Annotated in this window: 22 protein-coding genes and 1 riboswitch; of the genes, 3 read left to right on the top strand and 19 right to left on the bottom strand. The window is 43.0% G+C overall.

The features are described from left to right. Positions 1 to 41 precede the first annotated feature (41 nt). Complete coding sequence (locus tag V7D18_RS01335) at positions 42 to 2,180, top strand: glycoside hydrolase family 88/105 protein (RefSeq protein WP_426150712.1); 2,139 nt, start codon at positions 42 to 44, stop codon at positions 2,178 to 2,180. A gap of 215 nt (positions 2,181 to 2,395) precedes the next feature. Here the strand turns inward: V7D18_RS01335 and V7D18_RS01330 are convergent, their stop codons facing one another. The 5 genes from V7D18_RS01330 to V7D18_RS01310 form a co-directional block, all read right to left on the bottom strand. Continuing rightward, on the bottom strand, positions 2,396 to 3,253 hold the full coding sequence (locus V7D18_RS01330; RefSeq protein WP_426150710.1) for a metallophosphoesterase family protein: 858 nt from the start codon (positions 3,251 to 3,253) through the stop codon (positions 2,396 to 2,398). Continuing rightward, positions 3,250 to 4,392: an aldo/keto reductase gene (locus V7D18_RS01325; RefSeq protein ID WP_426150708.1), complete on the bottom strand. Its 1,143-nt coding sequence runs from the start codon at positions 4,390 to 4,392 to the stop codon at positions 3,250 to 3,252. The genes V7D18_RS01330 and V7D18_RS01325 overlap by 4 nt, the downstream gene beginning before the upstream one ends. A 75-nt stretch (positions 4,393 to 4,467) precedes the next feature. Then, complete coding sequence (locus V7D18_RS01320; protein WP_426150706.1) at positions 4,468 to 5,382, bottom strand: AraC family transcriptional regulator; 915 nt, start codon at positions 5,380 to 5,382, stop codon at positions 4,468 to 4,470. 96 nt (positions 5,383 to 5,478) lie between these two features. Next, positions 5,479 to 6,933 carry a histidine kinase N-terminal 7TM domain-containing diguanylate cyclase gene (locus V7D18_RS01315; protein ID WP_426150703.1) on the bottom strand — a complete coding sequence of 485 codons (1,455 nt, stop codon included), beginning with the start codon at positions 6,931 to 6,933 and terminating at the stop codon, positions 5,479 to 5,481. A gap of 137 nt (positions 6,934 to 7,070) precedes the next feature. Continuing rightward, the gene (locus V7D18_RS01310; RefSeq protein ID WP_426150701.1) at positions 7,071 to 7,622 is read right to left on the bottom strand and encodes a DUF4865 family protein; all 552 of its coding nucleotides are present in this window, start codon (positions 7,620 to 7,622) and stop codon (positions 7,071 to 7,073) included. 114 nt (positions 7,623 to 7,736) lie between these two features. Between V7D18_RS01310 and V7D18_RS01305 the strand changes: the two genes are divergently transcribed. Beyond that, positions 7,737 to 8,549, top strand: coding sequence for a LysR family transcriptional regulator (locus V7D18_RS01305; protein WP_426150699.1), 813 nt, complete (start codon positions 7,737 to 7,739; stop codon positions 8,547 to 8,549). Here the strand turns inward: V7D18_RS01305 and V7D18_RS01300 are convergent. The 8 genes from V7D18_RS01300 to V7D18_RS01265 all read right to left on the bottom strand — a co-directional run bounded on the left by V7D18_RS01300 (position 8,537) and on the right by V7D18_RS01265 (position 16,787). Further along, entirely contained in the window at positions 8,537 to 9,151 is a 615-nt protein-coding gene (locus tag V7D18_RS01300; protein ID WP_426150697.1) for a methyltransferase family protein, read from the bottom strand. The genes V7D18_RS01305 and V7D18_RS01300 overlap by 13 nt on opposite strands. After that, on the bottom strand, positions 9,144 to 9,566 hold the full coding sequence (locus V7D18_RS01295; protein WP_426150695.1) for a hypothetical protein: 423 nt from the start codon (positions 9,564 to 9,566) through the stop codon (positions 9,144 to 9,146). Before V7D18_RS01295 ends, V7D18_RS01300 begins: the two co-directional genes overlap by 8 nt. Position 9,567: 1 nt before the next feature. Then, complete coding sequence (locus tag V7D18_RS01290) at positions 9,568 to 9,996, bottom strand: LytTR family DNA-binding domain-containing protein (RefSeq protein ID WP_426150765.1); 429 nt, start codon at positions 9,994 to 9,996, stop codon at positions 9,568 to 9,570. A gap of 105 nt (positions 9,997 to 10,101) precedes the next feature. Beyond that, positions 10,102 to 11,439 (bottom strand): PLP-dependent aminotransferase family protein, encoded by a 1,338-nt coding sequence (locus V7D18_RS01285; RefSeq protein WP_426150693.1) that lies wholly within the window; start codon positions 11,437 to 11,439, stop codon positions 10,102 to 10,104. Positions 11,440 to 11,540: 101 nt separating this feature from the next. Next, entirely contained in the window at positions 11,541 to 13,868 is a 2,328-nt protein-coding gene (xdhB, locus tag V7D18_RS01280) for a xanthine dehydrogenase molybdopterin binding subunit (RefSeq protein WP_426150691.1), read from the bottom strand. After that, on the bottom strand, positions 13,858 to 15,318 hold the full coding sequence (locus V7D18_RS01275; RefSeq protein ID WP_426150689.1) for a xanthine dehydrogenase small subunit: 1,461 nt from the start codon (positions 15,316 to 15,318) through the stop codon (positions 13,858 to 13,860). Before V7D18_RS01275 ends, xdhB begins: the two co-directional genes overlap by 11 nt. 126 nt (positions 15,319 to 15,444) lie before the next feature. Continuing rightward, positions 15,445 to 15,548: riboswitch (purine riboswitch) on the bottom strand. Positions 15,549 to 15,660: 112 nt separating this feature from the next. Beyond that, positions 15,661 to 15,993 (bottom strand): rubredoxin-like domain-containing protein, encoded by a 333-nt coding sequence (locus V7D18_RS01270; protein ID WP_117419922.1) that lies wholly within the window; start codon positions 15,991 to 15,993, stop codon positions 15,661 to 15,663. Between the two features lie 107 nt (positions 15,994 to 16,100). Beyond that, on the bottom strand, positions 16,101 to 16,787 hold the full coding sequence (locus V7D18_RS01265) for a hypothetical protein (RefSeq protein ID WP_426150686.1): 687 nt from the start codon (positions 16,785 to 16,787) through the stop codon (positions 16,101 to 16,103). 121 nt (positions 16,788 to 16,908) lie between these two features. Between V7D18_RS01265 and V7D18_RS01260 the strand changes: the two genes are divergently transcribed. Continuing rightward, positions 16,909 to 18,297: a PLP-dependent aminotransferase family protein gene (locus tag V7D18_RS01260; RefSeq protein WP_426150683.1), complete on the top strand. Its 1,389-nt coding sequence runs from the start codon at positions 16,909 to 16,911 to the stop codon at positions 18,295 to 18,297. A 75-nt stretch (positions 18,298 to 18,372) separates the two neighbouring features. Here the strand turns inward: V7D18_RS01260 and V7D18_RS01255 are convergent, their stop codons facing one another. From V7D18_RS01255 to V7D18_RS01230, 6 genes are all read right to left on the bottom strand, one after another. Beyond that, on the bottom strand, positions 18,373 to 19,446 hold the full coding sequence (locus V7D18_RS01255; protein WP_426150681.1) for a MupG family TIM beta-alpha barrel fold protein: 1,074 nt from the start codon (positions 19,444 to 19,446) through the stop codon (positions 18,373 to 18,375). Then, positions 19,446 to 20,882, bottom strand: a complete 1,437-nt coding sequence (locus V7D18_RS01250) for a PTS transporter subunit EIIC (protein WP_426150679.1) — start codon at positions 20,880 to 20,882, stop codon at positions 19,446 to 19,448. Before V7D18_RS01250 ends, V7D18_RS01255 begins: the two co-directional genes overlap by 1 nt. A 70-nt stretch (positions 20,883 to 20,952) precedes the next feature. Next, positions 20,953 to 21,846 carry an N-acetylmuramic acid 6-phosphate etherase gene (gene murQ / locus V7D18_RS01245; RefSeq protein WP_426150677.1) on the bottom strand — a complete coding sequence of 298 codons (894 nt, stop codon included), beginning with the start codon at positions 21,844 to 21,846 and terminating at the stop codon, positions 20,953 to 20,955. A 3-nt stretch (positions 21,847 to 21,849) separates the two neighbouring features. Beyond that, entirely contained in the window at positions 21,850 to 22,698 is an 849-nt protein-coding gene (locus V7D18_RS01240) for a MurR/RpiR family transcriptional regulator (protein ID WP_426150675.1), read from the bottom strand. Positions 22,699 to 22,928: 230 nt separating this feature from the next. Continuing rightward, a complete protein-coding gene (locus tag V7D18_RS01235; RefSeq protein WP_426150673.1) occupies positions 22,929 to 23,249 on the bottom strand; it encodes a rhodanese-like domain-containing protein in 321 nt (106 codons plus the stop codon). A 180-nt stretch (positions 23,250 to 23,429) separates the two neighbouring features. Beyond that, entirely contained in the window at positions 23,430 to 24,650 is a 1,221-nt protein-coding gene (locus V7D18_RS01230; protein WP_426150671.1) for an FAD-dependent oxidoreductase, read from the bottom strand. Positions 24,651 to 24,687: the final 37 nt, after the last annotated feature.

Here is a 24,687-nt window from a genome sequence, read left to right as displayed (position 1 = left end):
GGCTCCTATCACTCTCAAACTAATACTTAAGGAGACCAGTTATGAAATATTTTAATCAGGAAGACAGTGCTTACGCCGTTTATGGTGACAGAGACAGGGAAGTAATTGCGCTGCTTGCCAACCGCTTCATCGGAGAAAATCCCCAGGTGCCTTATCAGTACCGGCTGGATTTTACCTCCGGCATTTTATGTGACACAAAGGGGTGGTATTTATTTGACTTTGAACGCCGCTTTCCTCAGGCGCAAATTGGAGATATCTGCTATGGGGCAGGTGACCTTTACAGCCATGAGCAGACACCTTCCCGCTTTGAGGTCCGCTGTCAGGGACCTGTTATATGTTATGTAAACGGAGAAGAGGTATTCCATTCTCAGCCCGGAGACGAGAGTTTTAAAACCTCTGCTTTTTTCTCCATCACCCTTTTAGCAGGTATCAACCGCTTCGTTCTGGTAACGGAAAAGACAGAAATCGGCTTTGGATTTACTCTTCGGAATGCAAAACCGCAATGGGAACCGCCTCATTTTCTTTCACCCATACCCGAACGGAACGGACAGGCAGGCTTTGTTTACAGCGAACCGGTGAAGTGGGACTCTGAGTGTCTGAAGTCCATTCTTTCCGGCTGCTATGATGGTATGACCTGGTTTCCCCGTGTCAAGTATGATAAAGCACAGTCCTGCTGCCCCATTACCAGGATATTTGGCTCCTCCAGTGAGGGAACGGCCGTTTTAAAAAGCGGTTTTTTCCTTGATGAGGCAAAAACGATCCATGTTGCAGGCCGCAGCGATACAAAGGTCAGACTCTTTATTGACGGAAATTTAAGCGGGGAATGGCAGAACGGTGCCTGGGAATCAGAGATTATGCTTCAGGGCGGAACCCACAGCCTCCTGATTCTGTGCCAGAAGCACACGGGTGAAGAGTCTGGATTTGATTTCCGGTTAGAGGCTGATGGCAAGGCTGTTTCCTTATCTGCAGGCATAAAAGGATATGAGGGACAGTGGCTTTATGCCGGCATGTTTGGGAAAGACATCCCGCCTGTCTCCGATCTTTTGTCTATGGAAAAGGTTTACGAGGGCATAAACGGTACGTGCTTTTGGAAGGCAGATCAGCCGGATTCGTTTGTGAGGATGTTTGCAGAAGAGGAATTGTACGGAAAATGGACTTACCCCTGCGGAGTTACCTTATATGGTCTGTTAACTGCCAGCCGGTATTTCAACCGCGCTGACTGGCAGGAATACGTCCTGGAATATGCCCGTATGACAGCTGCTGTGTATGATTATTCCGTATACGACAAATCCGTTTTTGGCTATCCAGGAGTAAATACGCAGCTGTGCTGGCTAAGTGAACTGGATGACTGCGGATCTTTTGGCTCCTTCCTGTTAGAAGCATACAAAGACCGCCCTGCCAAAGAGGCAAAAAAACTTGCTGATGTGATTGCTGATTTCATGAGAAACCGTCAGCGAAGAGAAAAAGACATGGTATTTTCCAGAAACAACAATACCATGTGGATTGATGATATGTATATGAGCATACCGTTTTTATGCAGGTACTATAAGCTCAGTGATAACCATGCATATTTAGATGATGCGTGCCGTCAGGCAAAACTTTTTAAACAGTACTTTTTTATGAATGATAAAAATCTGATGTCCCATATCATTGATTTAACTTATGGAAAGATGAACCGGATTCCCTGGAGCAGAGGAAACGGCTGGGTGGTTCTCGCCCTCTCCGAACTTCTTCTTACCCTGCCAGAAGAACATCCGGATTACGATGCTGTCACTTCCTTTTTCCTTGAGATGACAGAAGGCATATTACAGGTACAGGATAAAACAGGAATGTGGCATCAGATACTAGATGATCCCTCCACATATGAAGAGGCTTCTTCAACCTCCATGTTCATCTGCGCTTTTTCCAGAGGAATCAGGCTGGGCATCATTACAGAAGATCTCCGCATCCGGTGTATGGCTTCCATAACCAGGGCCTGGACTGGTATGAAAAAAACAGTGATTAACCGGAAGGGCGACCTATACGGCGTATGCCGCGGGTCTGACTGTTCTTACAGCAGATCCTATTACCGTCAGCTGGGCTGGCGCTTTAACGATCCTCATGGAATCGGTATTGCAGTGCTGGCGGGTGTGGAAAAACTACTGCTGGATGAATTCCTGCAAAATCCTGCTACCTGTTAATCAAATGGGGCGTTCCTTTTGGAGCGCTCTTTTTCAAATATTGTCTTTCCCTATTAAATATTGATAAACAGCATCAACACCTTCACTGATAATTTTTCCTTTTTTCAGCTCCTAACATGTAAATAATGAACTTATGGATTAAACATTATAATAAAAAAGATATCTTCAACTGCAATTATGCCGCCGAAGATATCTTTTTTATTTTCATATGCAATTCATAAACCAAATTCATTTGCCGCTTCTTCCCAGTACTTATCAGGAAGCATGGACCAGGTACCGTTTCCCCCGTTTTTCTCCCATTTTTCAATTGCGGCTGTCAGACAGAGTCTTGAGTAATCCTTTCCCGTAAACAGGGTTTTCTCCACCAGCTTCGTCCAGATTCTGGCCTTTTCGTTTAGATGACTTTCATATAGTTCTTTTATCGCCAGTGATTTATCGTAATCTATATGAATCAGCTCAGCCTCCCACGTTCCATTATCTCCATGAAGAATACAAAACTGCGCATCTCCGTCATAATCCCATGGAACCCCCACTGATCCCGCATTGACATGGGTTTTCCCTTTGTATCGAAAGATCCCCTGCTTATGAGTATGTCCGCAGATGATAAGGTCTGCATCCAGATTATCAAGCACTTCCTTTGCTTTTTCACTTCCCAGATGAAATACACCTTTTGTATTTTCCAAAGTTCCATGGCAATAATAAAAATCAGGATAACCGTCAATCTGCATTCTTCCGGATATCTCCATACTTTCAAAAAACGTCAGATCCTCTTTTGTAAGATGTTCATAAGTATATAAAAGACCTCCAGTGGCAGAAGATGGAGTGGTCCAGCCATCTTCTGCCCCCTTCTGATGATTTAATAAATAATCTTCCCGGTTCCCCCTTATGAAGTGACAGGGAAACCGGTCTCTTATCTGGTACAAAAGCTCCATTGTTTTCTCAGGATATGCGCAGTCACTGACATAGTCTCCCAGAAACAGGAACTGATTCACCCCTCTTTTTACTGCCTCATCATAACATGCACGAAACCCATGATAATTACTGTGAATATCGGCAAATACCCCGATTTTCATCCCAGCAATACCCTGGCTTTCTCCATTCTTTCAACGACCAAAACCCCAAATGGACACCGTGTTTCACATGCTTTGCAACCGATACAGTCGGAGGCATTGGATGAAAGATTCTCATAATGGGCACGTACTGTAGCCGGCACTTCTTCCTGCATGGCAGCCAGATCATACAGCTTATTAACCATGGCGATATCGATGTGGGCAGGACAGGGAGCGCAGTGACCGCAATAAGTACACTGACCGGAATATGCATGACGGGGTGCACTGGCAAGTACACTGGCATAATCTTTTTCCTGTTCTGTGGCGGTCTCATAGGCAAGAGCCTCTTTTACCTCTTTTGGAGTACTTAATCCGACCATTACCGAAGCGACTGCGGGGCGGGTCAGCGCATAATGAATGCACTGCACCGGAGTAAGAGCCACTCCAAACGGAGAATTTTCCGCAGAAAACAGCCTTCCTCCTCCATATCCCTTCATTACAGTAATACCAACGCCTTCCCTTTCACAAAGCTGATAAAGTTCAGCCCGCTCCGGAGCGATACCATTTAAATCTTCCTGATAGTCCTTTTGAAACAATTCATTCATATCCTCTGTTGCAGGAAGCAGATCAAATGCAGGGTTTAAGCTGAAAAGAATCATCTCAATCTCCCCGCTTAAAGCAGCCAGTTTCGCAACCGCTGGATTGTGAGTGCTCATCCCGATATGGCGGATGACTCCGTTTTCTTTCAGCTCTCTCACGTAATTGATGAACTCTCCATTCATAATCCGGAAAAACTCGGCGGATTCATCAACAAAATGGATCATCCCAAGATCCATGTAATCAGTCTGGAAACGTTCCAGAAGATCTTCAAATGCTTCCTTTACCTTTTCCATATCCCGGGTTCTGACATACTGCCCATTCTGCCATGTGGCGCCTAAATGACCCTGTATGATCCATTGATCTCTGCAGCCCTTAATTGCCTCTCCCAGATTGGTTCTGACATTGGGTTCTGACATCCAGCAGTCTAAAATATTGACTCCCTGTTCCCAGCAAAGCCTGACTACTTCCTTCACTTCTTCTAAATCCCGCCGTTCCAGCCATTCAGCCCCCAGGCCGATTTCGCTGACCATTAATCCCGTATTTCCCAGTTTTCGATACCTCATCTTACCCCTCCAAGTATTGTTGCATATACCCAATAGTTATTTGAAGTATAGCATATCTACCAGGTTTTATCCAGATCACCGGAATAGAATCGAATCGCCCTTCTGTACCGTTACAGGTATCCAGAGTTCACAGAACAATCCGGGGGCGCTTTTCTCAAAATAAATCTCAAAATCCGTCTCATCCGTATGTCCGTAACCGGACTGTGGAAGAAATTCTTTGAAGAATCTGCTCCACATCTCACCGATGCAGCTTCCATCCTCACCATAGCAGGAAAAAACCGCATACGTTGCAGGTCCTGTTTCCCAGATGCAAAATCCCTGATTAATTAAGTCCTGTACTTTGTCAATTTCAGTCTCCTCATCAATGACAACCCCAATACCGTAATCAAAGGTTTCCTCATCTTCTCTGGTTGGACTGCACAGCCCGTATAAGTCTCTTTTCCCCTCCGGCCTCAGAGAATAAAGTTCATCAAAGATCTTATCCTTCCTGCACTGCGTCCAGAAATCAGGAATCTCATGATTTCCATTGTCATTTATAATTTCATTTTTAAATGCTTTCACTTTTGCAGCATATCTCTTATTTCCTGTTTCCACAATCCTGTAATCCATCGCTTTCCCGCCTTCCAATGTGATTTTTATAACAAGTGCATTGAATAATGAAAGCCGGGTTCCCCTTAATTTTGCGGCTTTTGGGGTTACTCCGTGAAATCTGGAAAATGCTTTTGTAAAGCTTTCTGGGGTTTCATAACCGTATTTATATGCTGCATCGATCACCTTCATATCAGTCATCTGAAGCTCCTGTCCCGCCAGAGACAGCCTGCGGTTCCTTATGTATTCACTGGCTGTCATGCCCGCCATGAGACTAAAGGTTCTGTGAAAATTATAGCTGGACATATGAACCGCTCTTGCCGCATCCTCATAGCTGATCTTCTCCAGAAGATGGTCCTCCATATAATCAATCGAAGTTTGTAAAAGTTTCACCCATTCCATTATTCGTCTCTCCTTTCACAAACCATTATAAGATCTTAAAAAGATTTTTTCCTGTTACCGATTGCAGCATTTTGTCTGACAGATAATCGAAAAACTTTAAAAACAAATTCTGTCCCTTCCTCTCTCCTTCGCTTCATAGAGCTTTTGATCTGCCCGTATAAGTGCATCAGAAACTGTCTCTGACCCAATCTCATATTCTGCCAGTCCTGCTGAAAACGTTACCTTACATGTCTGAATCCCCCTGCTGTTTTTCTCTCTTAAAGACTCCACCCGTTTATAAGCCTCTCCAAGGCCGGTGTCTGCCAGAAATACAGCAAACTCTTCCCCTCCGTACCGGCAGGATAAATGGTCATGAAAGGTATGCTGAATCAATCTGCCGAAATCACTTAAAACCCGGTCTCCCTCAAAGTGTCCGAAGGTATCATTAATCACTTTAAAATGATCAAGGTCAATGATTACGAACACCCCGTCCAGACCAAAGCGCTCCACCTGCTCCATAAAATATCTTCGGTTATAAAGTCCTGTCAGAGAATCCATAGTAGCCAGAATCTCCAGCTGTTTTTTTGCATTTTCTGATTCTGTGATATCGTTTGCCACGTAAATACGGACTCTGTGGGATTTCATTGTAATTGCCTTAAAGCTGTATTTCCTGCCGCAAATATCATAAACCGGATTTACTGAATCCAGATTATGATCCTTTAGTTCTTCAATAAGCTCATACGACTGTCCGATTTTCATTTTTGAAAGAGACGGGAAAAATTCTTTGGATACATTGTTAAATCCGACCAGCATATCATTACTGTCAATTACAAGAACTGCTTCATTGATGCTTTGGAATATCATTTCGTAAGTGATTGGATTAAGAACCAGCATGTCATATCTGAAAAGACCTATGGTAATGGAAATGCTCATGATAAAGTAGGAAAATGGGGTCATATCCAGATAAACAGGTCCCATACCCAGCAGATAAAGTAACATTGTGACTACAGGTGCAGTCACACCCAGCAGAAGAAACAACACTTTATTTCTGTAATTGCCACTGGTTCTTTTCATTTTTATCATCAGAACCGTTATGCTGTATAAAATGGAAAAGCAGAGAAAAAACACCTGAATCTGATACCAAATTCCCTTTTGAAGAGCCAAAATGGGAAATCCAGGTGAATAATCCACGCCTATGGAAGAGTAATATAGAAAATGATGGTTATTCGTATATACAAGAATTAACGTAATGACATTAACCATCAGGACAAGGGTCACCACAAATCTGTTTGCAAAGCTTTTTTCTTCTGTATATTCCCTGGAGAACATCATAATTAAAAAAGGATAAAATGACGCTCCAATATATTCAACCTTAATCCAGATATACATAGTATCTGCTGTATCAGACAGCAGCTCAAATGCATACCCTACGGAATGGAAAATCATAGCCGTCATTAAAAGGCAAAAATAGTAAACACCCGGAGTTCTTCTTCTGGCCAGACCATAAATAACAAAATTACCGATCAGTGCAGAAGAGATGATCAGCAATACGCTCAGTGAAACATTATTCATATGTAAAACTCCTCTCCCGCTTGTTATTTTAGAGAATCAGCAGACAAATGTCAATGACCTCCCAGCAGGAATAACGAAAAGAAAAAATGTCAAAAACGCACTGCTCATTTTAGGCGGAGTGTTTTTGACATTCTTTTTTAATCATCCAATCCCTTTGAAATGTGAAGTATCTGATAGACTCTACTGTCTTTTGTAATTTGAGGGCGGTCTTTCAAAAATGAAAACAAGCTATATCTCCATTTATCAGGATTATATATGCATACCTGCCCTGTAATCCCCTTTTCCTCATCTGCCATCAGTCTGATTCTCTCCGGAACTTTACTTAAAGACAATTCCGGGGATATGCTGCCTGTTATTTCAATCACATAGCGGGAGTTCATAAACTGATCATTAAAATCAGTAAACAACGGTATGCCAATATTAACATGCTGCCATCCAAAAGATCTTATGATCTGATCATAATACCCGCCAAACAGGAAATGATTCATGCCCTCTTCCTGAGACCATAAATAAAGAGGTGCATATGCCTGTTCAAAACCGCCAATCCCTTTTTCACGTATCAGATAGCATTTATATTTCAAACCTGGAAAGCCATCTGTCTTATTCCCGTTTTCCGCCACCCGCTTCCTGATAATATCCATATCGTAATCGCCTGGAAGTGTTATTACATACTGCATTCCTATCATCATATATCCCTCCAAAATGTTTTTATAACTTCATTTTACATTATCATTTAATAATAGTATAATAATCAGTGATGAATTTAAATATCATTCATAATGATATATAGAAGGAGGATTGGTATGGAATTAAATGATATAACTATCTTTATGGAATTATACAGGAACAGATCCATAACTAAAACTGCAGAACTCCTTCACTATACCCAGTCCAATGTATCCACCCGCCTTATGAAGCTTGAGAAGGAATTTCATGGTACTTTTTTTCTCCGCACCAGATCCGGGCTGGAAATTCTTCCTGACGGGGAACGTTTCTGCAAATATGCCAGTAGGGCAGAAAAAACACTTAAGAGTTTGTACCAGGAATTTCAGGTAGAAAACCCGGAAATCCGCATTGGTTCCACACAGCTTCTTTCCCGTCTGTACTTCCCCTGGTTATTTGAAAAAAACTGCCATTTTACCATGCATACTGATGCTGTAAAAAAATTGAACCGTAACTTTAACAGTCAGATATATGATATTATTATCACTCATATGGTGCAGACTCCGGAAACAGGAATTTTTCAGATTCAAAAATCGGAGCCCCTTTTATGGACTGCATCCTCCAGCCTGAATATTCTTCCGGAAGAGGTTTTACCTGTCTTTGTCAGCAGGGATAAGTTATGCCCCCTTCGCCATTTAACCCTGCAGGTACTGAGTCAGGAAAAAAGTGAGTTATCTCTGATCGAGGTGGACACACTGGACCTAATGATCTCACTGCTGTCATCCACCAGGACAATCGCTCTGCTGCCGGAAAAATTAATAAAAGAAGAGAAACGGTTAAAGGCTCTGCCATTTCTTTCACCTGTCATTCTTCCTGTGTATGGATACTGCAGAAGAAAGACGGATGCTGATATGTTAAAAGAACTATTTGAGGAACCCGACTACCACATATAAGGGATTAACCTATAGGTACGCTTCTCATAATCAGTAAATTCTTTTCCAAAATGCTTCCTTAACGCCTCTTCTTCAACGAAGATTCTGGCAGAATAACTTACTATGGAAAAAATAAATACAATAGCCAGTGCAATCATACCCCTGAGTCCAAGCGCTGTACCAATCAGACTGCATAGGCTGCCTGTATATGCCGGATTTCTTATTTTTCCATAGATCCCGGCTGTAATAAGATGCTGCTCTTTCGATGTCTGCACAGATAATGTAAACGATCTCTTTAAAGTAAGTACCGCCCATAATCGGATCATAATTCCCGCCAGCATAAATGCCACTCCAGGATAGATAACCACCGCCGGCAATTTTGTATTGAGAATATAATCCCAGCCATTATGACCAACCATAAAAAAACTCAAATAAATACAAACATAAAAGTTAATTATCAGCAGCCATTTGGTACCTTTGTCCCGTTTATTAATTTTTTCCGTACCTCTGTCTTTTGAATGTGTATAAAAAACTATAAACACTTCTGCTGCTATCATAAGCAGTAAAGCCAAATGAAACATATAAAATAATGTTGAATCAGGAAATTTCGAAGTATCAAACATTTTTATCTCTCCACGCTTCCAATAATTGATTCATTTCTTCTGCATTGCTTTTTTCCATATAATAAAAATAAAGATGATTTGCAGCCATAACAAAAAAATATACAGCAGAGCATAATACAATAGAAATTGTATTGATACCAATCCATTTAAATCTCACAGCAAAGAACATGGTAATGGGATACAGAAACACTGTTTCAGTCAGGAAATGGCCAAGATATGTCTTATAATCAAACCTGCCTGTCAGTTCCTCCAAAATACAGGTAAGAATTAAATATCCCGCTACTTCAAAAGCAAACGTGATAAAAAAGTTCTGCCTTTCCTCTGTAACTAAATTTATGATTCCTGCCAGCAGTATAATAACGGTAAAACACATTGAAATTGCAGGAATATATGTTTTTAATACCTTTTGCGCCATACTATCTCCTTATCTTTTCTTTTAAGTCTGTTATGTATTTTCTTGAAACAAGAAGATGCTCACCATTCATGAGTTCTACCATGATCCGGTGATTCGGATAGGGTTTTACATTATGAATGGCTGTAATATTTAAAAGCAGTGATTTGGAGATCCGGACAATGGTCGTCCCTTCCAGTTCTTTTTCTATTACCTGTATGGTCTTTCTTGTCTCGTAAACATTCCTGTCTGAATAGATAAATGTTTTCCTGTCTATTGTTTCAATATAACAGACCTGTTCCAAGGGAATCTGATAAACCTTTTCTTCCTTAAATCCTTCCAGCATGAAATCATATTGTCTGATGTGCTGAATCAGCTTTGTAATTCTTTCTGTCATGTTTGGATATTTTATTTCTATCTCTGTTTCCTCTAACTCTCTTCTGTGCTGCAGCATTAACTTCAAAGAAACACCTCCTGACACCATAAATATAAAGATTTTCTTTTGTTCACTCAAGTAAATATGCCTTAAATACCCCTGATTTCGTTTATAATGCCATATTCATGCTTGCTGAAATGCTTTTATTACCTCTGACAGCCGTTCCAGATTCTCACCTTTAATCCCTGACAGACACAGCCGGTAGCACCTTCTGTTACCATTCTCAATTATATTACCTGGAAGAAAGCAATCTTCCGCATTCTTAACTATGATACCTTGCTCTTTTAAGTTACTTTCCAGTATAGAACTATTTATCTCCCTATTATCAACCACCCATATAAAAATTCCGTTATCCGGAATGTGCCAGTTCATATCCTCAGACTTCAGAGAATTATAAATTGCTGACGCTTTTTTCATTTTCTCAGAATAAATCTTTCTGACTTTACGAACATGCTTTTCATACATACCGGTTTCAATAAAAAGCTCCAGCGCATATTGAAATGGTTTAGACGTGTTTAAATCAGTAAGCCGCTTCCTTTCTGCTGCTACATCAGCCATAAATTTGGGGAATACACCAACCCCAATCCGCAGTCCGGGCATAAAAGTCTTAGAAAAGCTCCGGATATATATCACTTTTTCCTTGTCTCCATAGTAGTGAACTGGCATGGCATTCTTACCCGAACCTAAATCTGCCAGATAATCATCTTCAATCAAAAGAATGGAATGAGTGTTAAAAAGATCTGCAGCTTTTTTCTTATCCTTTTCGCTCAGACTGTATCCCGTTGGATTATGATGTCTGGGAATAAAATAAAAAGCGCGTATCTCTTCCTCTTTAAGCAGCTTTTCCAGTTTTTTAAAGTCATACCCTGTACTTGTGCGTTCAATTCCGATCATCGTAATTCCCATCATCTGTGCCTGCTTTATTGCCAGGCTGTAAGTTGGTATTTCTACCAGAAGCTTCCCCTTCCGGTCCGGAAAGATACACTGAAGGGCAAGACCAATCGCCTGCTGGGCTCCGTTCGTCACCAGAATCTGTTCCGGGCTGGTATAAATTCCGCCAGTCATCAGATATTTGGCAAGAACATTTCTTAAGCTCATAAGTCCCTTTGGTTCCTCATAATCATAAGCACTTGTTTTATATAACTCTGTGGATTTATTCATGACATGAGTAAACTCCCGGTAGGGCAGAAGCCTTTTATCCGGTTTTACTACTGTGAAGTCCACGATGGTCTTCTCCTGTTCTGACTCCAGATCAAAATCTGCCAGATAAAATCCACCTCTTTGAATGGAATAAACCTTATGTTCCTCCTCAAGTTCCCTGTACGCACGGTTTACCGTGATCTTATTGATCGCCAGCACCGCCGCCGTTTCTCTGCAGCTTGGAAGCCTGCTGCCGTTTTTTAATTTTCCTTCTTCAATCAGATTCTCAATATATTTTTTTACTTCTTCCGATTTCTTCATCTGCCCAGCTTTCTACTTTAATAGTACAGTTGAATTTTTTTTAAAAGAGCAGGAGAAAAGCTGATAAAATGCTTTTCTCCCGCTCAGTATCATTACTCCATTCACTGCTTTTTGTTCCGGTTTATCTCCCTCCAGATTTTCTCCGGAGTTGCCGGTATGCTTAATTCTTCCGGATAGCTTCCCAGAGAGCAGAGCGCATCTGTGATTGCAAAAAATACGGATTCTCCATAGATAAAGGGTGGTTCTCCAATAGCTTTAGACCGTTTGATTCCCAGTTCATTGATGCAGCCTTCCATCAGTTCGATATGAAATTCCTCCGGAATATCACCAATCGTTGGAATCTTATAGGTAGCCGGTGAACTGCTGAGTAGCCTTCCCTTCTCCTGATACACCAGTTCTTCCGTTGTTACCCAGCCCACACCCTGAATAAAGGCTCCCTGAATCTGTCCGATATCCACCATGGGATTAATACTGCTTGCGCAGTCATGAAGGATATGGGCGGAATCAAGGGTGGTCCGGCCGGTAAGTAAATCCACTGTCACCTCAGCAACTGCAGCCCCGAAAACATAGTACAGGAATGGATTGCCCTCTCCTTTGTCTCTGTCAAAATAAATGCCCGGAGTGGCATAAAATCCATGGTCGCATAAATCAACTCTCTCGAAATACGCCTTCTGGACCAGCTCTTTAAACGTAATAAGCGGATTTTCATAATCTGTCTTCCCCTCATGCACCGGATATACAAAACCATTTTCAAACACCGCATCATCTCCCGGATATAGCTTTAAGACCAGTTCCTTCAGCCTTCCCAAAATCTTAAGAGCAGCATTCTCCACCGCATGCCCGTTTAAATCACAGCCGGAGGATGCCGCGGTCGCTGAGGTGTTGGCAACCCGTTTGGTGTTATTGCTTTCGATCCTGATTGATCCAATGGGTACTCCCAGAGTGGTTGCAGCGATCTGGGCAATCTTTGTATTAACCTCCTGCCCCATCTCGATTGCTCCGTGGGTCACAGAAACAGAACCGTCAACATATACGTGAATTAAAGCACTTCCCTGATTTAAATGGGCGGCAGTAAAGGAAATTCCAAACTTGACTGGGGTGATCCCAAGCCCCTTTTTCCTATACCGGTTATTCTGATTGAACACGGCAATCTCTTTTTTCCGTTCATCCCACCGGCTGTCTGTTCTCAGTTTCTCAAATATTCTCCCAATGTCCTCACCATGATGAATTTCCTGCCCGTACGGGGCCATATCCCCCTTCCGGTACATGTTCTTCATTCTCACATCATATGGGTCCAGTCCAAGAGTATACGAAATTCTCTCAATTACACTTTCAATTGCGAATATTCCCTGAGGGCCGCCAAACCCCCGGAATGCGGTAGCCGGGTGTAAGTTTGTCTTGCAGGGTCTTCCAATAATTCTGATATTTTCAATGTGGTAACTGTTCTCTGCATGAAGCATGGCTCTTTCTAAAACGGAGGTGCTCACATCCGCAACAGCCCCGCAGTTGGAATTAAGCTCTACGGAATAAGCAAGAATCTTTCCTTCTTTATCAAACGCTGCCCGGTAATCGCTTTCAAATGCGTGGCGCTTGCCAGTTGAAAGCATATCTTCATCTCTGGTCAGATGGACCAGCGCAGGACGGCCGGTATGATATGCTGCCAGAGCGGCAAGACAGGCCCAGGAAGTTGCCTGGGATTCCTTCCCTCCAAATCCTCCGCCCAGTCTTTTAATATCTACCGTAACCATATTCTGAAACAGCCCTAAGACACCTGCTGCCATCTTCTGAATCTCGTTGGGATTCTGGGAAGAGGAATACAGGGTAATTCCGCCGTTATCTTCCGGGACAGCAAGGGTGCTCTGTGTTTCCAGATAAAAATGTTCCTGGCCATCATTTCTGATCACACCTTCCATATAATAAGGGCAGTCAGCAAAAACGGCCTCTACATCTCCGTGTTCTATTTTCCGCACAGGTCCTACATACTGTTCTCTTCTGACAGCTTCCCTTACAGTGAGCACAGGAGTTTCTTCCTCCACCTCCAGGAGGATCTGTTCCATAGCTGCCTCTGCTTCCTTCATGCTTTCCGCGGCGATGATTGCCACAGGTTCACCTACAAACTGCACATGCCCCTGAGCGAGACAAACCTCATCCCTGATAATTCCGCCGATCTGATTCTCTCCCGGAATATCCTCTGCAGTCAGGACAGCAGCCACCCCCGGCATCTCACTGGCCTTTTGAGTATCCAGCTTTTTGATCCGTCCGCTGGCTGCCGGACTGACCATAACTTTTACAAATAACAGATTTCCGGGTTTTGGTATATCATCAATAAACTGGGAGCGCCCCATTACGTGATCACGTCCGCTTACATGAAGCGGTGAAGTTCCTGCCTGCCCCCACTGGCTGTTTTTTTCCATCTGTTCATTCTTCATGACCATCTGCCTCCTGACTGCTTTCATAAGCCAGATAATGTTTCATTAAAAGATTCTGCATCACAGCTTTCCGGTAGTCTGCACTGCCTCTCACATCACCAATCGGAGCTGCCTCTCTGCCAATTATCTCATAAGCTCCCAAAAAGGTTTCTTCTGTCATACTCTTTCCCTCCAAATAATGAGAGGTTTCCGGCATGAATAGTGTTGTGGGACCTACTCCTCCGCAGGCAATGGACGCCTTTTTAATAACTCCATCTGAAGTCTTTAAGGCAATGGCGGAATTAACTGCGGAAATATCCACTTCTTTTCTTTTGCTGACTTTTTCAAAGTGGATAAAATCATACTCTCCCAGAGGAATAGAAATAGAAGCAACCCATTCATCTGATTTATTTTCCGTCTGTTTATAGCCATGATAAAACTCCCTGACAGGGACTCTCCTCGTTCCTTCACATCCTCTTATAGTTAATACTGCATTCATCGCCATTAAAAGAGGAACTGTATCTGCTACCGGAGAGGCGTTAACAAGGTTGCCTGCCAGCGTGGCGGAGGACCTTATCTGCTCGGAGCACATGCCTGAGACCGCATCAGAAAACTGGGGAAATAATTGCTTTACCGTATCAATAATGGCAGACAAGGTAACTCCGCCTCCAATAATCAGCTCGTGACTTTCCCCATATGAAATTTTCTGCAGAGATGAAATTCTGCTGATATCCACAAGGAGCCTGTAATGCTGGTTTCTTTTCTTGATTCCTACCACAACATCGCTTCCGCCATTTAAGAACCGCAGGTTCTTCCCGGAGACAAGTTCCCCGTTATCTTTTATAAAGGCTTCCAGATTTTCCTCTGAAACAGGGGAATAATAGGCATTTACGCCATCATCAATAAAAATATCCTCATGGACGAAAGCCAGCTGCTTTTCTTCGGTCTGATCCAGATAAAAGGGACGTATATTTCCTGAATCAATGGTTAAATCCTCTAAGTATTCCGGTACTTTCCGAATCGCTGCATATCCCGTACACCGGCAGAGATTTCCCTCTAAATATCTGCGGAATTCTTCTTTTCCAGGGTTTGGCCTCTCCAGATAGAGAGCCAGTATAGACAGAATCACACCAGGTGTACAAAATCCGCACTGCGTCGCATGTGCATTTAAAACTGCTTCCTGTATCGGGTGGAGTTTTTCCTTTTGCGCAAGCCCTTCTATGGTTATGAGATGCTTCCCCTCCAGCTTTGCTGCCAGGTATAAACAGCCTGCGGCTGACTTATAATGTACCTTTCCCTCTCTTACCTCCCCAATCACTACCGTGCAGGCTCCGCAGTCCCCCTCTCCGCAGCCTTCCTTAATTCCGTTTAACTGGAACCGGCTGCGAAGAAGCTCCAAAACTGTTGTTTCCCCATTGACTGAAATTTCTTTCAATTTTCCATTCAGAAAGAAGCGAATCGTTTTCTTCATACCTTTCCTTACTCCTTTACATTCCTGTTTTCCCGCTGGTCTGCATGCATTTCTTCGGGCTTTTGGATAAAAATAAGCCCCAGGCACACGAAACACACACCAGAACAACTGCTTCTGTTGAAGCGGCAGTTCAGTCTGTGCTCATGTAGCCTGGGGCAATTTAAGGTTGCCTGGTCGAGACGCTCAAACCATATTAATGAGCTTATACAAGAAGCAGTCCATATTCAAATACTTCTTTGTATCTTTACAAATAATTATACCGGATTATGCAAGATAGTCAATAAATTTTTATCAACATCTACAGGATTTTAATACCAGCATATACTAAGCTCAGTCTGTTATCTAATATTTTCCTAATTTCATATGACCTGCAAGCTCTGTCTTGGATCTCTGTTTAATAGTCCATGCTTCATCCTTCGCCTGTGTAAATGCGGATACGCATTTGGGATCAAGGTTATCCTCAATTCCTTCCTTGCATAATGCGATCATCTTCTCTGCTAATGTGATAATCTCCATGTGAATGGCATTGGTACGGTCAGAACGGTATATTTTTTCAGCATCTTCCTCGCTGAGTTCTTCAAACTTCTCTGCTCCCACTTTACATTTGGGGCAAACTTCCGGAGCGGTCTCCCCTTCATAAACATAACCGCATACAGTACATCTGAATAATTTCATATAACATACCTCCTAATTGAATTATTTTTATCAATACTTGAAGATTACTATTAGTATCACCCATATAATATCATTTGTCAACCGCTGCCAGATAAATTCACCATTTATTAACAAGTTTGGGCATCCAGAACCTGAAGAATTTCCGTTTTACAATCCGGCGCAAATGCCCGGATTCTCTTTTCCAGATTTTTCAGCGCTGTCCTGACTTTAGGGGTACCGATTCCCGGAGGTGCATAGATTATAAACAGAACATCGCTTGTATCCGATGTTATCCTTGTATTATAGTCGGGTCCTTTCAAAATACTGGAAAACACCCTGGCGCTGTCACTCAATATTATATCACCTGCTGCAGCGGTTACATCTCTTCCGGATATAGACTGGTAAGCTTCATTTCCTGCTGCCAGATTCAACCGGAGAGGTGGTTTCAGCTTGTTTAAATCATGACCGGCAGTCAGCAGCATACTCTCCAGCTCATTAAAAAACATGGACTGAAGGAGAGGTGACTTTGAATCGCATATTTTTTTCCCTTTTAACATGGAATCAAGCTGTGCCAGAAGGTGATAACTTTGTCCAAACTTTTTGTAATAGGCTGCATAGGCATCAACAGGACTCTGTTCCTTTAACTCTTTTCTTGTAAACCCCTCATATTTCTTCTTCAGTTCCTTCAAAAATGTGGCTTCATCTTCTTTTTTACAATCCGCTCTTTCCGAAATTCCCCTTACAATGAGAATCCCCATATTGATACCTGGATAAACTTTTTCTATGTCTTTTTCAAATATAATCATATTTTTCATTTCAGTCCTTTCTCACAGCATTGCAATACATCAAATATTTGCTATAATGATACCGTAATGAACTGGCTTTAGTAAGAGCCAGTTAAGACTTATTTTCAATGGACCAGTGAAAGGAGAGAGTATGTGGGGAATTGAATTGCGCACCAACAGTGAAATCAGTCTGGCCCGCCAGATTTTTCTCTCCCTTCGAAAACGTATTCTCGCAGGAGAGATACTTCCAGGCGAACCACTGCCCTCCACCAGGGAACTTGCAAAAGGGCTGGGAACCTCCCGCAATACTGTATGTGAAGCCTATGACATGCTGCTGACAGAAGGGTTTATTGTCAGCCGGCAGGGCGCTCCCTCCAGGGTAACTGAAGGACTGCATATTATGCCGGGAAACGCAGGAATCACCCAGGATTCAGGAAAAGAGCAGCCGGTGATACATTGGAATTTCAAAACGGGGCAGCCGGATCTGTCACTTTTCCCGTGGTCTTCATGGAGCCAGATGGTTCACAGAGCATTAAACAGTCTTCCTGCACACCAGTTAGAATACAGCGGTCCAAAAGGATATGAACCTTTATGCGTAGAGATTTCCAGATGGCTGATGCGCAGCAGAAGCATGGAGGTAAATCCGGAAGATATATTTATTACCTCAGGAGCTACCCAGGCATTCTATTTACTGGTGGATATTCTATATAAGAAAGAACGGCCCTTTGCTTTGGAAAATCCTTCTCATCCAGGCATCCGCACCGTCATAAATGACCGGGATTATCCCCTGTTCTTCATGCCTGCAGACCGGCAGGGAGCTGATGAATCGTGGATCAGAAAGATGGATTTATCAGCCGTATATGTTACCCCATCCCATCAGTTTCCCCTGGGCGGTATTCTGCCTGCTGTGAGACGTGCATCACTGATTCGTCTGGCAGCAGAAAAGGATTACTATATTATTGAGGATGATTATGACAGCGAATACCGTTACAGCGGTTCACCGGTAACCCCTCTTTATTCTATGGATCCTTCCAGAGTTATCTATGTGGGAACCTTTAGCAAAACTTTATTTCCCGCCCTGAGAATTGGATTTGCCGTGCTTCCAAAAGTGCTGCAGAAAAAATGGAAGCATTACCGTAACTATCTGGATGTTCAAAATCCCGTATTGGAGCAGATCGCTCTTACGGAATTTTTAAAAAGCAGGAAAATGGACCATCACGTCCAGCATATGCGCAGAGTGTATGCAAAGAAGCGTAAAGCCCTTCTGGCAGCCGCAAGGGAGGCGTTTGGCAACCAGATCAGCGCCTGGGGCGATGAATCCGGACTTCATGTGGCTCTTGAATTTCCGGGAATGGAATTTGGAAAGGATTTTGTTTGGGACTGCAGAAAGAACGGTATTCAAATACAGACCATATCCCAGTACTGCAGCGATGAAACTTGTCATATGGATAAACTTTTATTGGGCTACGGCCATCTGAACGAAAAAGAGATTCAGGATGGCATAGAGGCACTGAAATCATTGATCGACGCCAGGATTTAACAAAAAAACAGCCGGAAGATAAAAGGCTTGAAACACCTTTTTCTCCTGGCTGGTTTTTATTTTACATTCTTACCTTTAGATCAGCTTCACTCCAAAACCTTTCTGAACGTAAGTTAGAAATTTTAGATCCTTTTCATTAATCTGCCCGATTACATTCAGACGTTCATCCATTGGAAGATCCACACGGGCAATTTCAAGCTCTCCCATATACCTTAAATATTTTTTATTGGATATGCAGATGATTCCTGCTTTTCTGAAAAGCATCCCGCTTTCCCCAGCCATTGTCTTTGAAGAATTCTCTTCCGCTTCAATATCCTGTTTATATAATCTGGATTCCTGGGAGCGGAAAATATATTCGCTGGAATCGGGTCTGTCATGATGAATCTGATCTCTTACAAATTCATAGCCTGGGAATAAGTCAGCTTCCAGCTCCACATAGCCCTGACTGATGCATTTTACCGCATCCCAATCCTTCTCTTTAATGTCCACATCTCCAATCAGCACCACATCGCATTCTCCGCCCATGGAAAGCTCCATCATGTTGAAAGCCACCTCAGCCCGGCGTTTCCTGTGTTCTTCTACTGTAGGCAGACCTTCAAAAAGCGGACCCCTGAGCGTTAAGCTGCCCGGTACAAATGCCATGGTGGTAAAACCCAGATATTTTAACCGATTATTGATTTCCTTCACCTGTTTTAAGGACAAAGCGGTGAACTGCTTGGGATAAAAATTATGACAGGCGGCAAATTTAGTAAAATCTGCCCCATACCGTTTCCATTCCAAGAGCTCCTCCTCCATAATGGTGGAAGCATTGAAAACTACAAAAAAATGTTTGGAGATTTCAACCACTTCCCTGGGGGAAAAGCCATAATCCAGCCTCACATGGGTGATTCCCAGAGACTTTAACTCTTCCATGCTGCCAACACCAAGCTTTTCATAGGTCTCTGGTCCCACATCTGCGATCAGGTTTAAATTTTCTTCCCTGCAGCAGTTTAAAAGCTGCCTGATGCTCTTACTGTAATCCACTCCTGTCTCTTCCGGTATGTGGAGAGATGTAAATGCATAGGTGACTCCGTTTTTTACTGCCTTTTTAATCAGTGACTCATTCTTCTCCATACCACTGGAGAAATAGATGGAAATTCCGGTTTTCATTATTCTTCTCCGTATACCTCATTGATTCTGTTTTCATCTACGCCAAAAAAGTAAGTGACTAAAAATCCGCCTGCGTAGGCAACCAGCATAGCCAGTATAAATGACAGCTGCTGGCCTGGCTTTACAATCAGAAGCCCGAACAGACCGGAAACACCCTGGGAAACAGTTCCCAGATGAAGAAGTGCTGCCAGCGCTCCTCCAAAGCCGCTGCCGATACAGGCAGTAAGGAATGATCTGCCAAGAGGCAGGGTAACTGCGTACATCATTGGCTCTCCGATTCCAAGAATTCCTACAGGAATGGAATCTCTTATGTATCTTTTTAATTTTTTATTTTTTGTTTTCACATAAAGAGCAATACCGGCTCCCACCTGGCCGCCGCCTGCCATCATTAAGATTGGAAGCAGATAATTAATGCCGCCTGTGGCACCTGCGGGGTCATTTAACATGGCATGAATCGGCGTCAGTGCCTGATGCAGTCCAACTGCTACCAGAGGCAGGAAGCCTGCAGACAGAATATAGCCGCCTACAACCCCCATTTTTTCGTATGCAAAGCTTAATACTGCAAAGATGACCTTGGTCAGACCTGCTCCAAGGGGCTGAATGACTAACAATGCTACAATTCCACCGATAATGAGCACCAGAAGAGGGCTGATAAAGGTGTCAATTAAATCCGGCATGTGCTTTCTGATCCGCTTCTCCAGTTCTGCAAAAAACATACCAGCAATTAATGCTGCTAAAAGACCTCCGGAAGCGGGGTTAAACGGAGCATTGGTAATCGGCAGCAGTATCTGCTTTTCATTAATCGTTGCGAGAAGAGGCATACCTGCATTGGCTATGGACATAGCGCCTGCAATGGCTCCCAGTGCACCTGATCCGCCGAATTCCCTTGCTGCATTATAGCCGACCAGAATAGGAAGGTATGCAAACAAAGCCCAGCCCATGGTCCTGATACAGGCGAACCACCAGACTCCCGCCAGTGCTCCGTGAGTGGAAACATTGATAACATTGCAGATACCGTTAATTAAACCTGCTGCAATAATTCCAGGAAGCAGTGCCACGAAAATATTAGCGATTTTCTTTAAAAATCTCTGGACAGGCTTATCATATTTTGCCTTCTGCAGTTCTTTGTTTTCTCTTGTGACTGTCTGTATATCCCCGCCCTTTTCCCCATCATCTGCCTGCCCTTTGGGCAGCCCGGTAAGCTTATAAAATTCATCTAACACCTTGTTTACCTTGCCAGGACCAAAGACAATCTGAAGGGTATTGCTTTCCACTATCCCGAGTACACCTTCCACCCTTTTTAACTGTTCTAAGTCCACTTTTGATAAATCCTTCACTCCGATGCGAAGCCTGGTCATACAGGCAGCATTGGATGTGATGTTGGTTTTCCCTCCCAACAGTGATAACAGTTCTTCACTGACTTGCTTGTAATCCATTGTTCTCCTCCTTTTAATTATTATTTCATAGTTTCGGCTTAACTGGCAGACCAAAACCCCCTTTCTTAATCTATTTCAAAGCCTGACGGACATTCCCGCCTGCTTTTAACAGCTTTTCTCTTGCTTCTTTCGCATTACAGTCCGATAAAATCATAATCACGGCTGTTTTCACATGGCCGTCTGCCTGTTCCAGTACCGCTTTTGCTTCCTCTCTTTCACAGCCCGTTGCTGTCATTACGATATTCTGTGATCTCACCACAAGCTTTTCATTGCTCTGTCTGACATCTACCATTAAATTCTGATAGACCTTTCCGATTCCGATCATGCTGCCGGTTGATATCATGTTTAAAACCATTTTCTGCGCAGTACCTGCCTTCAGTCTGGTAGAGCCGGTAAGTACCTCCGGTCCTGTAACTGGTTCGATGGCAAGCATTGCTTCCTTTCCGATGGCGGAATCCCTGTTGCATGAAATGGCGACAGTTTTACAGCCAATGGAACGTGCATAACGGAGTCCGAAAATCACATAGGGCGTTCTGCCGGATGCAGCCAGACCGATTACGATATCTTCTTTTAACAAACCTATGGACTTTAATTCCTCCTCGCACAGAGTCTCGCTGTCTTCCGCACCTTCCACCGCTTCCACAAAGGCCTTTTCCCCTCCTGCAATCAGTCCCACAACCATCTGGGGCGGCACGCCGAAGGTGGGCGGGCATTCTACAGCATCAAGTACTCCAAGCCTTCCCGAAGTACCTGCGCCCACATAGATGATTCTGCCGCCTGCTTTCAGGCTTTCGGCTGCCCACCCGATGGCCTGGGCGATCTGGGGAATGACTTCCTCTATTGCCTTTATCACAGTTTCATCCTCCCGGTTCATGATCCGGGCGATTTCTATAGGGGTCATCTCATCCAGACTCATGGTATCCGGATTTCTTGACTCAGTTGTCAGTTTTGATAAATCAATCATCTTTTAAGTTCCTCCGTCTTTCTGTATATGGGTTCTGCCGAACTGATTCATGCAGAACTCGTAATTGCGGTTTACATAAGCGGTAAACAACACATCTACCACATTTAACTGTGAGATCCTGGAAGACATGGCCCCACTTCTGTGAATGAGCTCCGTTGCAGCCACAGGCAGAACGAAATCCGCTTCCGCCGCAAGCTTTGACTCAACCGCTCTCGTTATGGCAATCACCTTTGCACCATTAGCCTTAGCCTCTTTGGCGCACTGAAGCATTTCTTCCGTAAGACCGGAATAGCTGATCACAATTGCCACATCACCATCCCGTAAATTCCTGGCTGTTAAAAACTGGGCATGCCAGTCATCACATAAACTGCAGATCACATCAGCTCTGAGAAGCTTTAAATATAAGTCCCTCGCCACAAGAAGAGAGGTTCCAAGTCCGAACAGGGAGACTGTCCTGCTGGTTTCCAAAAGTTTTACACACTCTGTTATTATCTTAGGCTCGAGAAGCTTTCTCGTGGTTTCCAGTGATTCAATATTTTTCTTTGTTACCTTATAAATAATATCCTCCACAGTATCCTTCTGGGTGATCTTCTGAAACGCAATATCGCGGCTCTCCCGAAACAAAGCCACTTCATAGGCCAGAGTACTCTGAAAATCCTTATAACCTTTACACCCCAGCTTTTTACACAGTCTGACAATGGTGGCAGGAGATGTATAGGTTTCTTTCGCAATCTCCTTAATGGTCTTTCTTAACACAGATTCCGGATTTCTCTGAAGCCTGCTTATGAGTTGTTTTTCAGCCTCTCCGGCATTTTGAACATAATCATCGATTCTTACAAGTAGACCTTTCATTCTCTGTTCCTCTCTAAAAAGCCAGAAGGGGTTCACTGTGCTTCACAGTTGTATTGAACTCATTCTAGCGGGTTTGTATTATAGTTTCAATATGTGTTAAAAACTATGAAACTTATTTTCATTATATGATGTTTTCCGGGGGATTAAAAGAAGGGATTTTTCTTGAGACAGGCAAAAAAAGTCCCGGTTCCATTAGGGATACCCTGATCATGGAACCGGGACTGACTATTTTATTTTCTCTTTGTACCAACGTAGGAGCCCATTCCGCCCGCCACATTCACCACATCAAATCCTTTTTTCAGAAGAGCACCGCAGGTTCGTCTGCTTCTTGCACCGGACTGGCACATGAGATAATAGGTCTTGTCCTTCATTAAATATTTTTCCGGGTTATTTAGTAAATTGCCCATGGGAATATTTTTCGCTGTTCTCATGGTTTGGCTTTTAAATTCATAGGGCTCCCGGATATCTATTAACTCAATGCTGCCAATGAGTGGGTCTAAATCATTTACATGAATTACTTTTCCTGTATTTCTTTTTAAAAATTCAAACATATTTTTTCTCCTCTTATGTTTCCTGTCATTTAATAATCTTATTTTATTATAAATTCTATATTATTATTATCCGTGACTAAATCACATATACAGTCCAAAATGGCAATAAAAACCCCAGGCAGGCACACATGATCATAAATTTCCATGTGTACCCGCCCGGGGATCCTGTTTTCTTATTTATTATTTACAAATGCTTTCGATTCGTTCCTTAGTTATATCACCGTCAATCTTCTCCTGTATCTTACAATCCTTAATCCAGACTGCGCAGGGACCGTTTTGAACACCAAGGCGTTTTGCAAGTCCATCTGATTTATAGGTATCAATGCAGGATACCCGCATGCCGCTGTGATTCTGCTCAAATTCCTTGAATACAGATAAAAGCTCTCTGGAATGTGCATCAACTGCATTATAGATATAAACCAGGGATGGGTTCCCTTCATTCATGATCTGCTGTTCAAATATTTCACACTCTGAAAGGTATTTTTCTGCTCCGTAACCTGCCACAGCTCCGTCGCCTACTGCTGTTGCAACCTGTTTTAAGAATTTATCACGTACATCACCCACTGCATAAACTCCGGGTATATTAGTTTCCATCCGCTCATTGGTAATTAAATAACCGCCCCGGTTCATATCCAGCATTCCCTGGAATATCTCGGTATTGGGCAGATAGCCGATGAACAGAAAGCAGCTGTCAACGGTAACCGGAATCTTTTCTTCCGTCTTTACATTTTTTAAGACAACCGTGCTGAGTCTTTCTTCACCCTCGAAGCTGTCCACAACCGTATTCCACATAAATTCCATCTTGGGATTTGCAAGTGCCTGTGCCTTTGCAATTTCATTGCAGTCCATCTTTCCGTTCTCATGCATAACGGAAACAATTACCTTATCAGCAAATTTTGTTAAAAACATTCCCTCTTCGATTGCTGCATCTCCGCTGCCGATTACCATAACCGTTTTACCGGTGTTGGCTGCTGCATCACAGGTAGCGCAGAAAGAGATTCCTTTATCATAAAGATACAGTTCCTCGTTCTTTGCACCGGTCAGACGGGGCTTTCCGCCGCTTCCGATGATCACTGCCTTTGCCTCAAAGATGTTGCGGAACGTTTCCACCTTTTTTACATCTCCCTCAAGAGATACGCTTCTTACATCGGTTAATTTAAATTCGACTCCAAACTTTTTGGCCTGTTTATGAAATAAATCCATCAGCCCAAGACCGGTGGCTCCCTCTGGAAAACCAGGGTAATTTTCAATCTCATTGGTATAAGTTGCAAGTCCTCCCACCAGAGTCTTTTCAATAATCAGCGTCTTTAATTTTGCCCTGCCGCAATAGATACCTGCAGTTAAACCGGCTGCGCCGCCGCCGATGATGACCACATCATACTGTATTGTTTTCTTTTCCATGGTATATAATCCTTTCTAAACGATTGGAGCAATCATT

Origin of the sequence: Lacrimispora sp. 38-1 (genome assembly GCF_049890855.1) — a bacterium.
In the GTDB taxonomy this organism is placed as follows: Bacteria; Bacillota; Clostridia; order Lachnospirales; family Lachnospiraceae; genus Lacrimispora.
Note: the sequence above shows the minus strand (reverse complement) of the source record. Positions and strands in the feature narration are given on the sequence as shown.

Excerpts from the sequence above, each read along its gene's own strand:
- V7D18_RS01335 (WP_426150712.1), top strand. The coding sequence starts at position 42 with ATGAAATATTTTAATCAGGAAGACAGTGCTTACGCCGTTTATGGTGAC.
- V7D18_RS01275 (WP_426150689.1), bottom strand. The coding sequence starts at position 15,318 with ATGAAGAAAACGATTCGCTTCTTTCTGAATGGAAAATTGAAAGAAATT.
- V7D18_RS01250 (WP_426150679.1), bottom strand. The coding sequence starts at position 20,882 with ATGGATTACAAGCAAGTCAGTGAAGAACTGTTATCACTGTTGGGAGGG.
- V7D18_RS01290 (WP_426150765.1), bottom strand. The coding sequence starts at position 9,996 with ATGCTGCAGCACAGAAGAGAGTTAGAGGAAACAGAGATAGAAATAAAA.
- V7D18_RS01230 (WP_426150671.1), bottom strand. The coding sequence starts at position 24,650 with ATGGAAAAGAAAACAATACAGTATGATGTGGTCATCATCGGCGGCGGC.
- V7D18_RS01315 (WP_426150703.1), bottom strand. The coding sequence starts at position 6,933 with ATGAATAATGTTTCACTGAGCGTATTGCTGATCATCTCTTCTGCACTG.
- V7D18_RS01255 (WP_426150681.1), bottom strand. The coding sequence starts at position 19,446 with ATGAAAACCGGAATTTCCATCTATTTCTCCAGTGGTATGGAGAAGAAT.
- V7D18_RS01235 (WP_426150673.1), bottom strand. The coding sequence starts at position 23,249 with ATGTTTGAATTTTTAAAAAGAAATACAGGAAAAGTAATTCATGTAAAT.
- V7D18_RS01300 (WP_426150697.1), bottom strand. The coding sequence starts at position 9,151 with ATGTTTGATACTTCGAAATTTCCTGATTCAACATTATTTTATATGTTT.
- V7D18_RS01310 (WP_426150701.1), bottom strand. The coding sequence starts at position 7,622 with ATGATGATAGGAATGCAGTATGTAATAACACTTCCAGGCGATTACGAT.
- murQ (WP_426150677.1), bottom strand. The coding sequence starts at position 21,846 with ATGATTGATTTATCAAAACTGACAACTGAGTCAAGAAATCCGGATACC.
- V7D18_RS01330 (WP_426150710.1), bottom strand. The coding sequence starts at position 3,253 with ATGAAAATCGGGGTATTTGCCGATATTCACAGTAATTATCATGGGTTT.
- V7D18_RS01265 (WP_426150686.1), bottom strand. The coding sequence starts at position 16,787 with ATGAAAAATATGATTATATTTGAAAAAGACATAGAAAAAGTTTATCCA.
- xdhB (WP_426150691.1), bottom strand. The coding sequence starts at position 13,868 with ATGAAGAATGAACAGATGGAAAAAAACAGCCAGTGGGGGCAGGCAGGA.
- V7D18_RS01285 (WP_426150693.1), bottom strand. The coding sequence starts at position 11,439 with ATGAAGAAATCGGAAGAAGTAAAAAAATATATTGAGAATCTGATTGAA.
- V7D18_RS01295 (WP_426150695.1), bottom strand. The coding sequence starts at position 9,566 with ATGGCGCAAAAGGTATTAAAAACATATATTCCTGCAATTTCAATGTGT.
- V7D18_RS01320 (WP_426150706.1), bottom strand. The coding sequence starts at position 5,382 with ATGGAATGGGTGAAACTTTTACAAACTTCGATTGATTATATGGAGGAC.
- V7D18_RS01325 (WP_426150708.1), bottom strand. The coding sequence starts at position 4,392 with ATGAGGTATCGAAAACTGGGAAATACGGGATTAATGGTCAGCGAAATC.
- V7D18_RS01260 (WP_426150683.1), top strand. The coding sequence starts at position 16,909 with ATGTGGGGAATTGAATTGCGCACCAACAGTGAAATCAGTCTGGCCCGC.
- V7D18_RS01305 (WP_426150699.1), top strand. The coding sequence starts at position 7,737 with ATGGAATTAAATGATATAACTATCTTTATGGAATTATACAGGAACAGA.
- V7D18_RS01240 (WP_426150675.1), bottom strand. The coding sequence starts at position 22,698 with ATGAAAGGTCTACTTGTAAGAATCGATGATTATGTTCAAAATGCCGGA.
- V7D18_RS01270 (WP_117419922.1), bottom strand. The coding sequence starts at position 15,993 with ATGAAATTATTCAGATGTACTGTATGCGGTTATGTTTATGAAGGGGAG.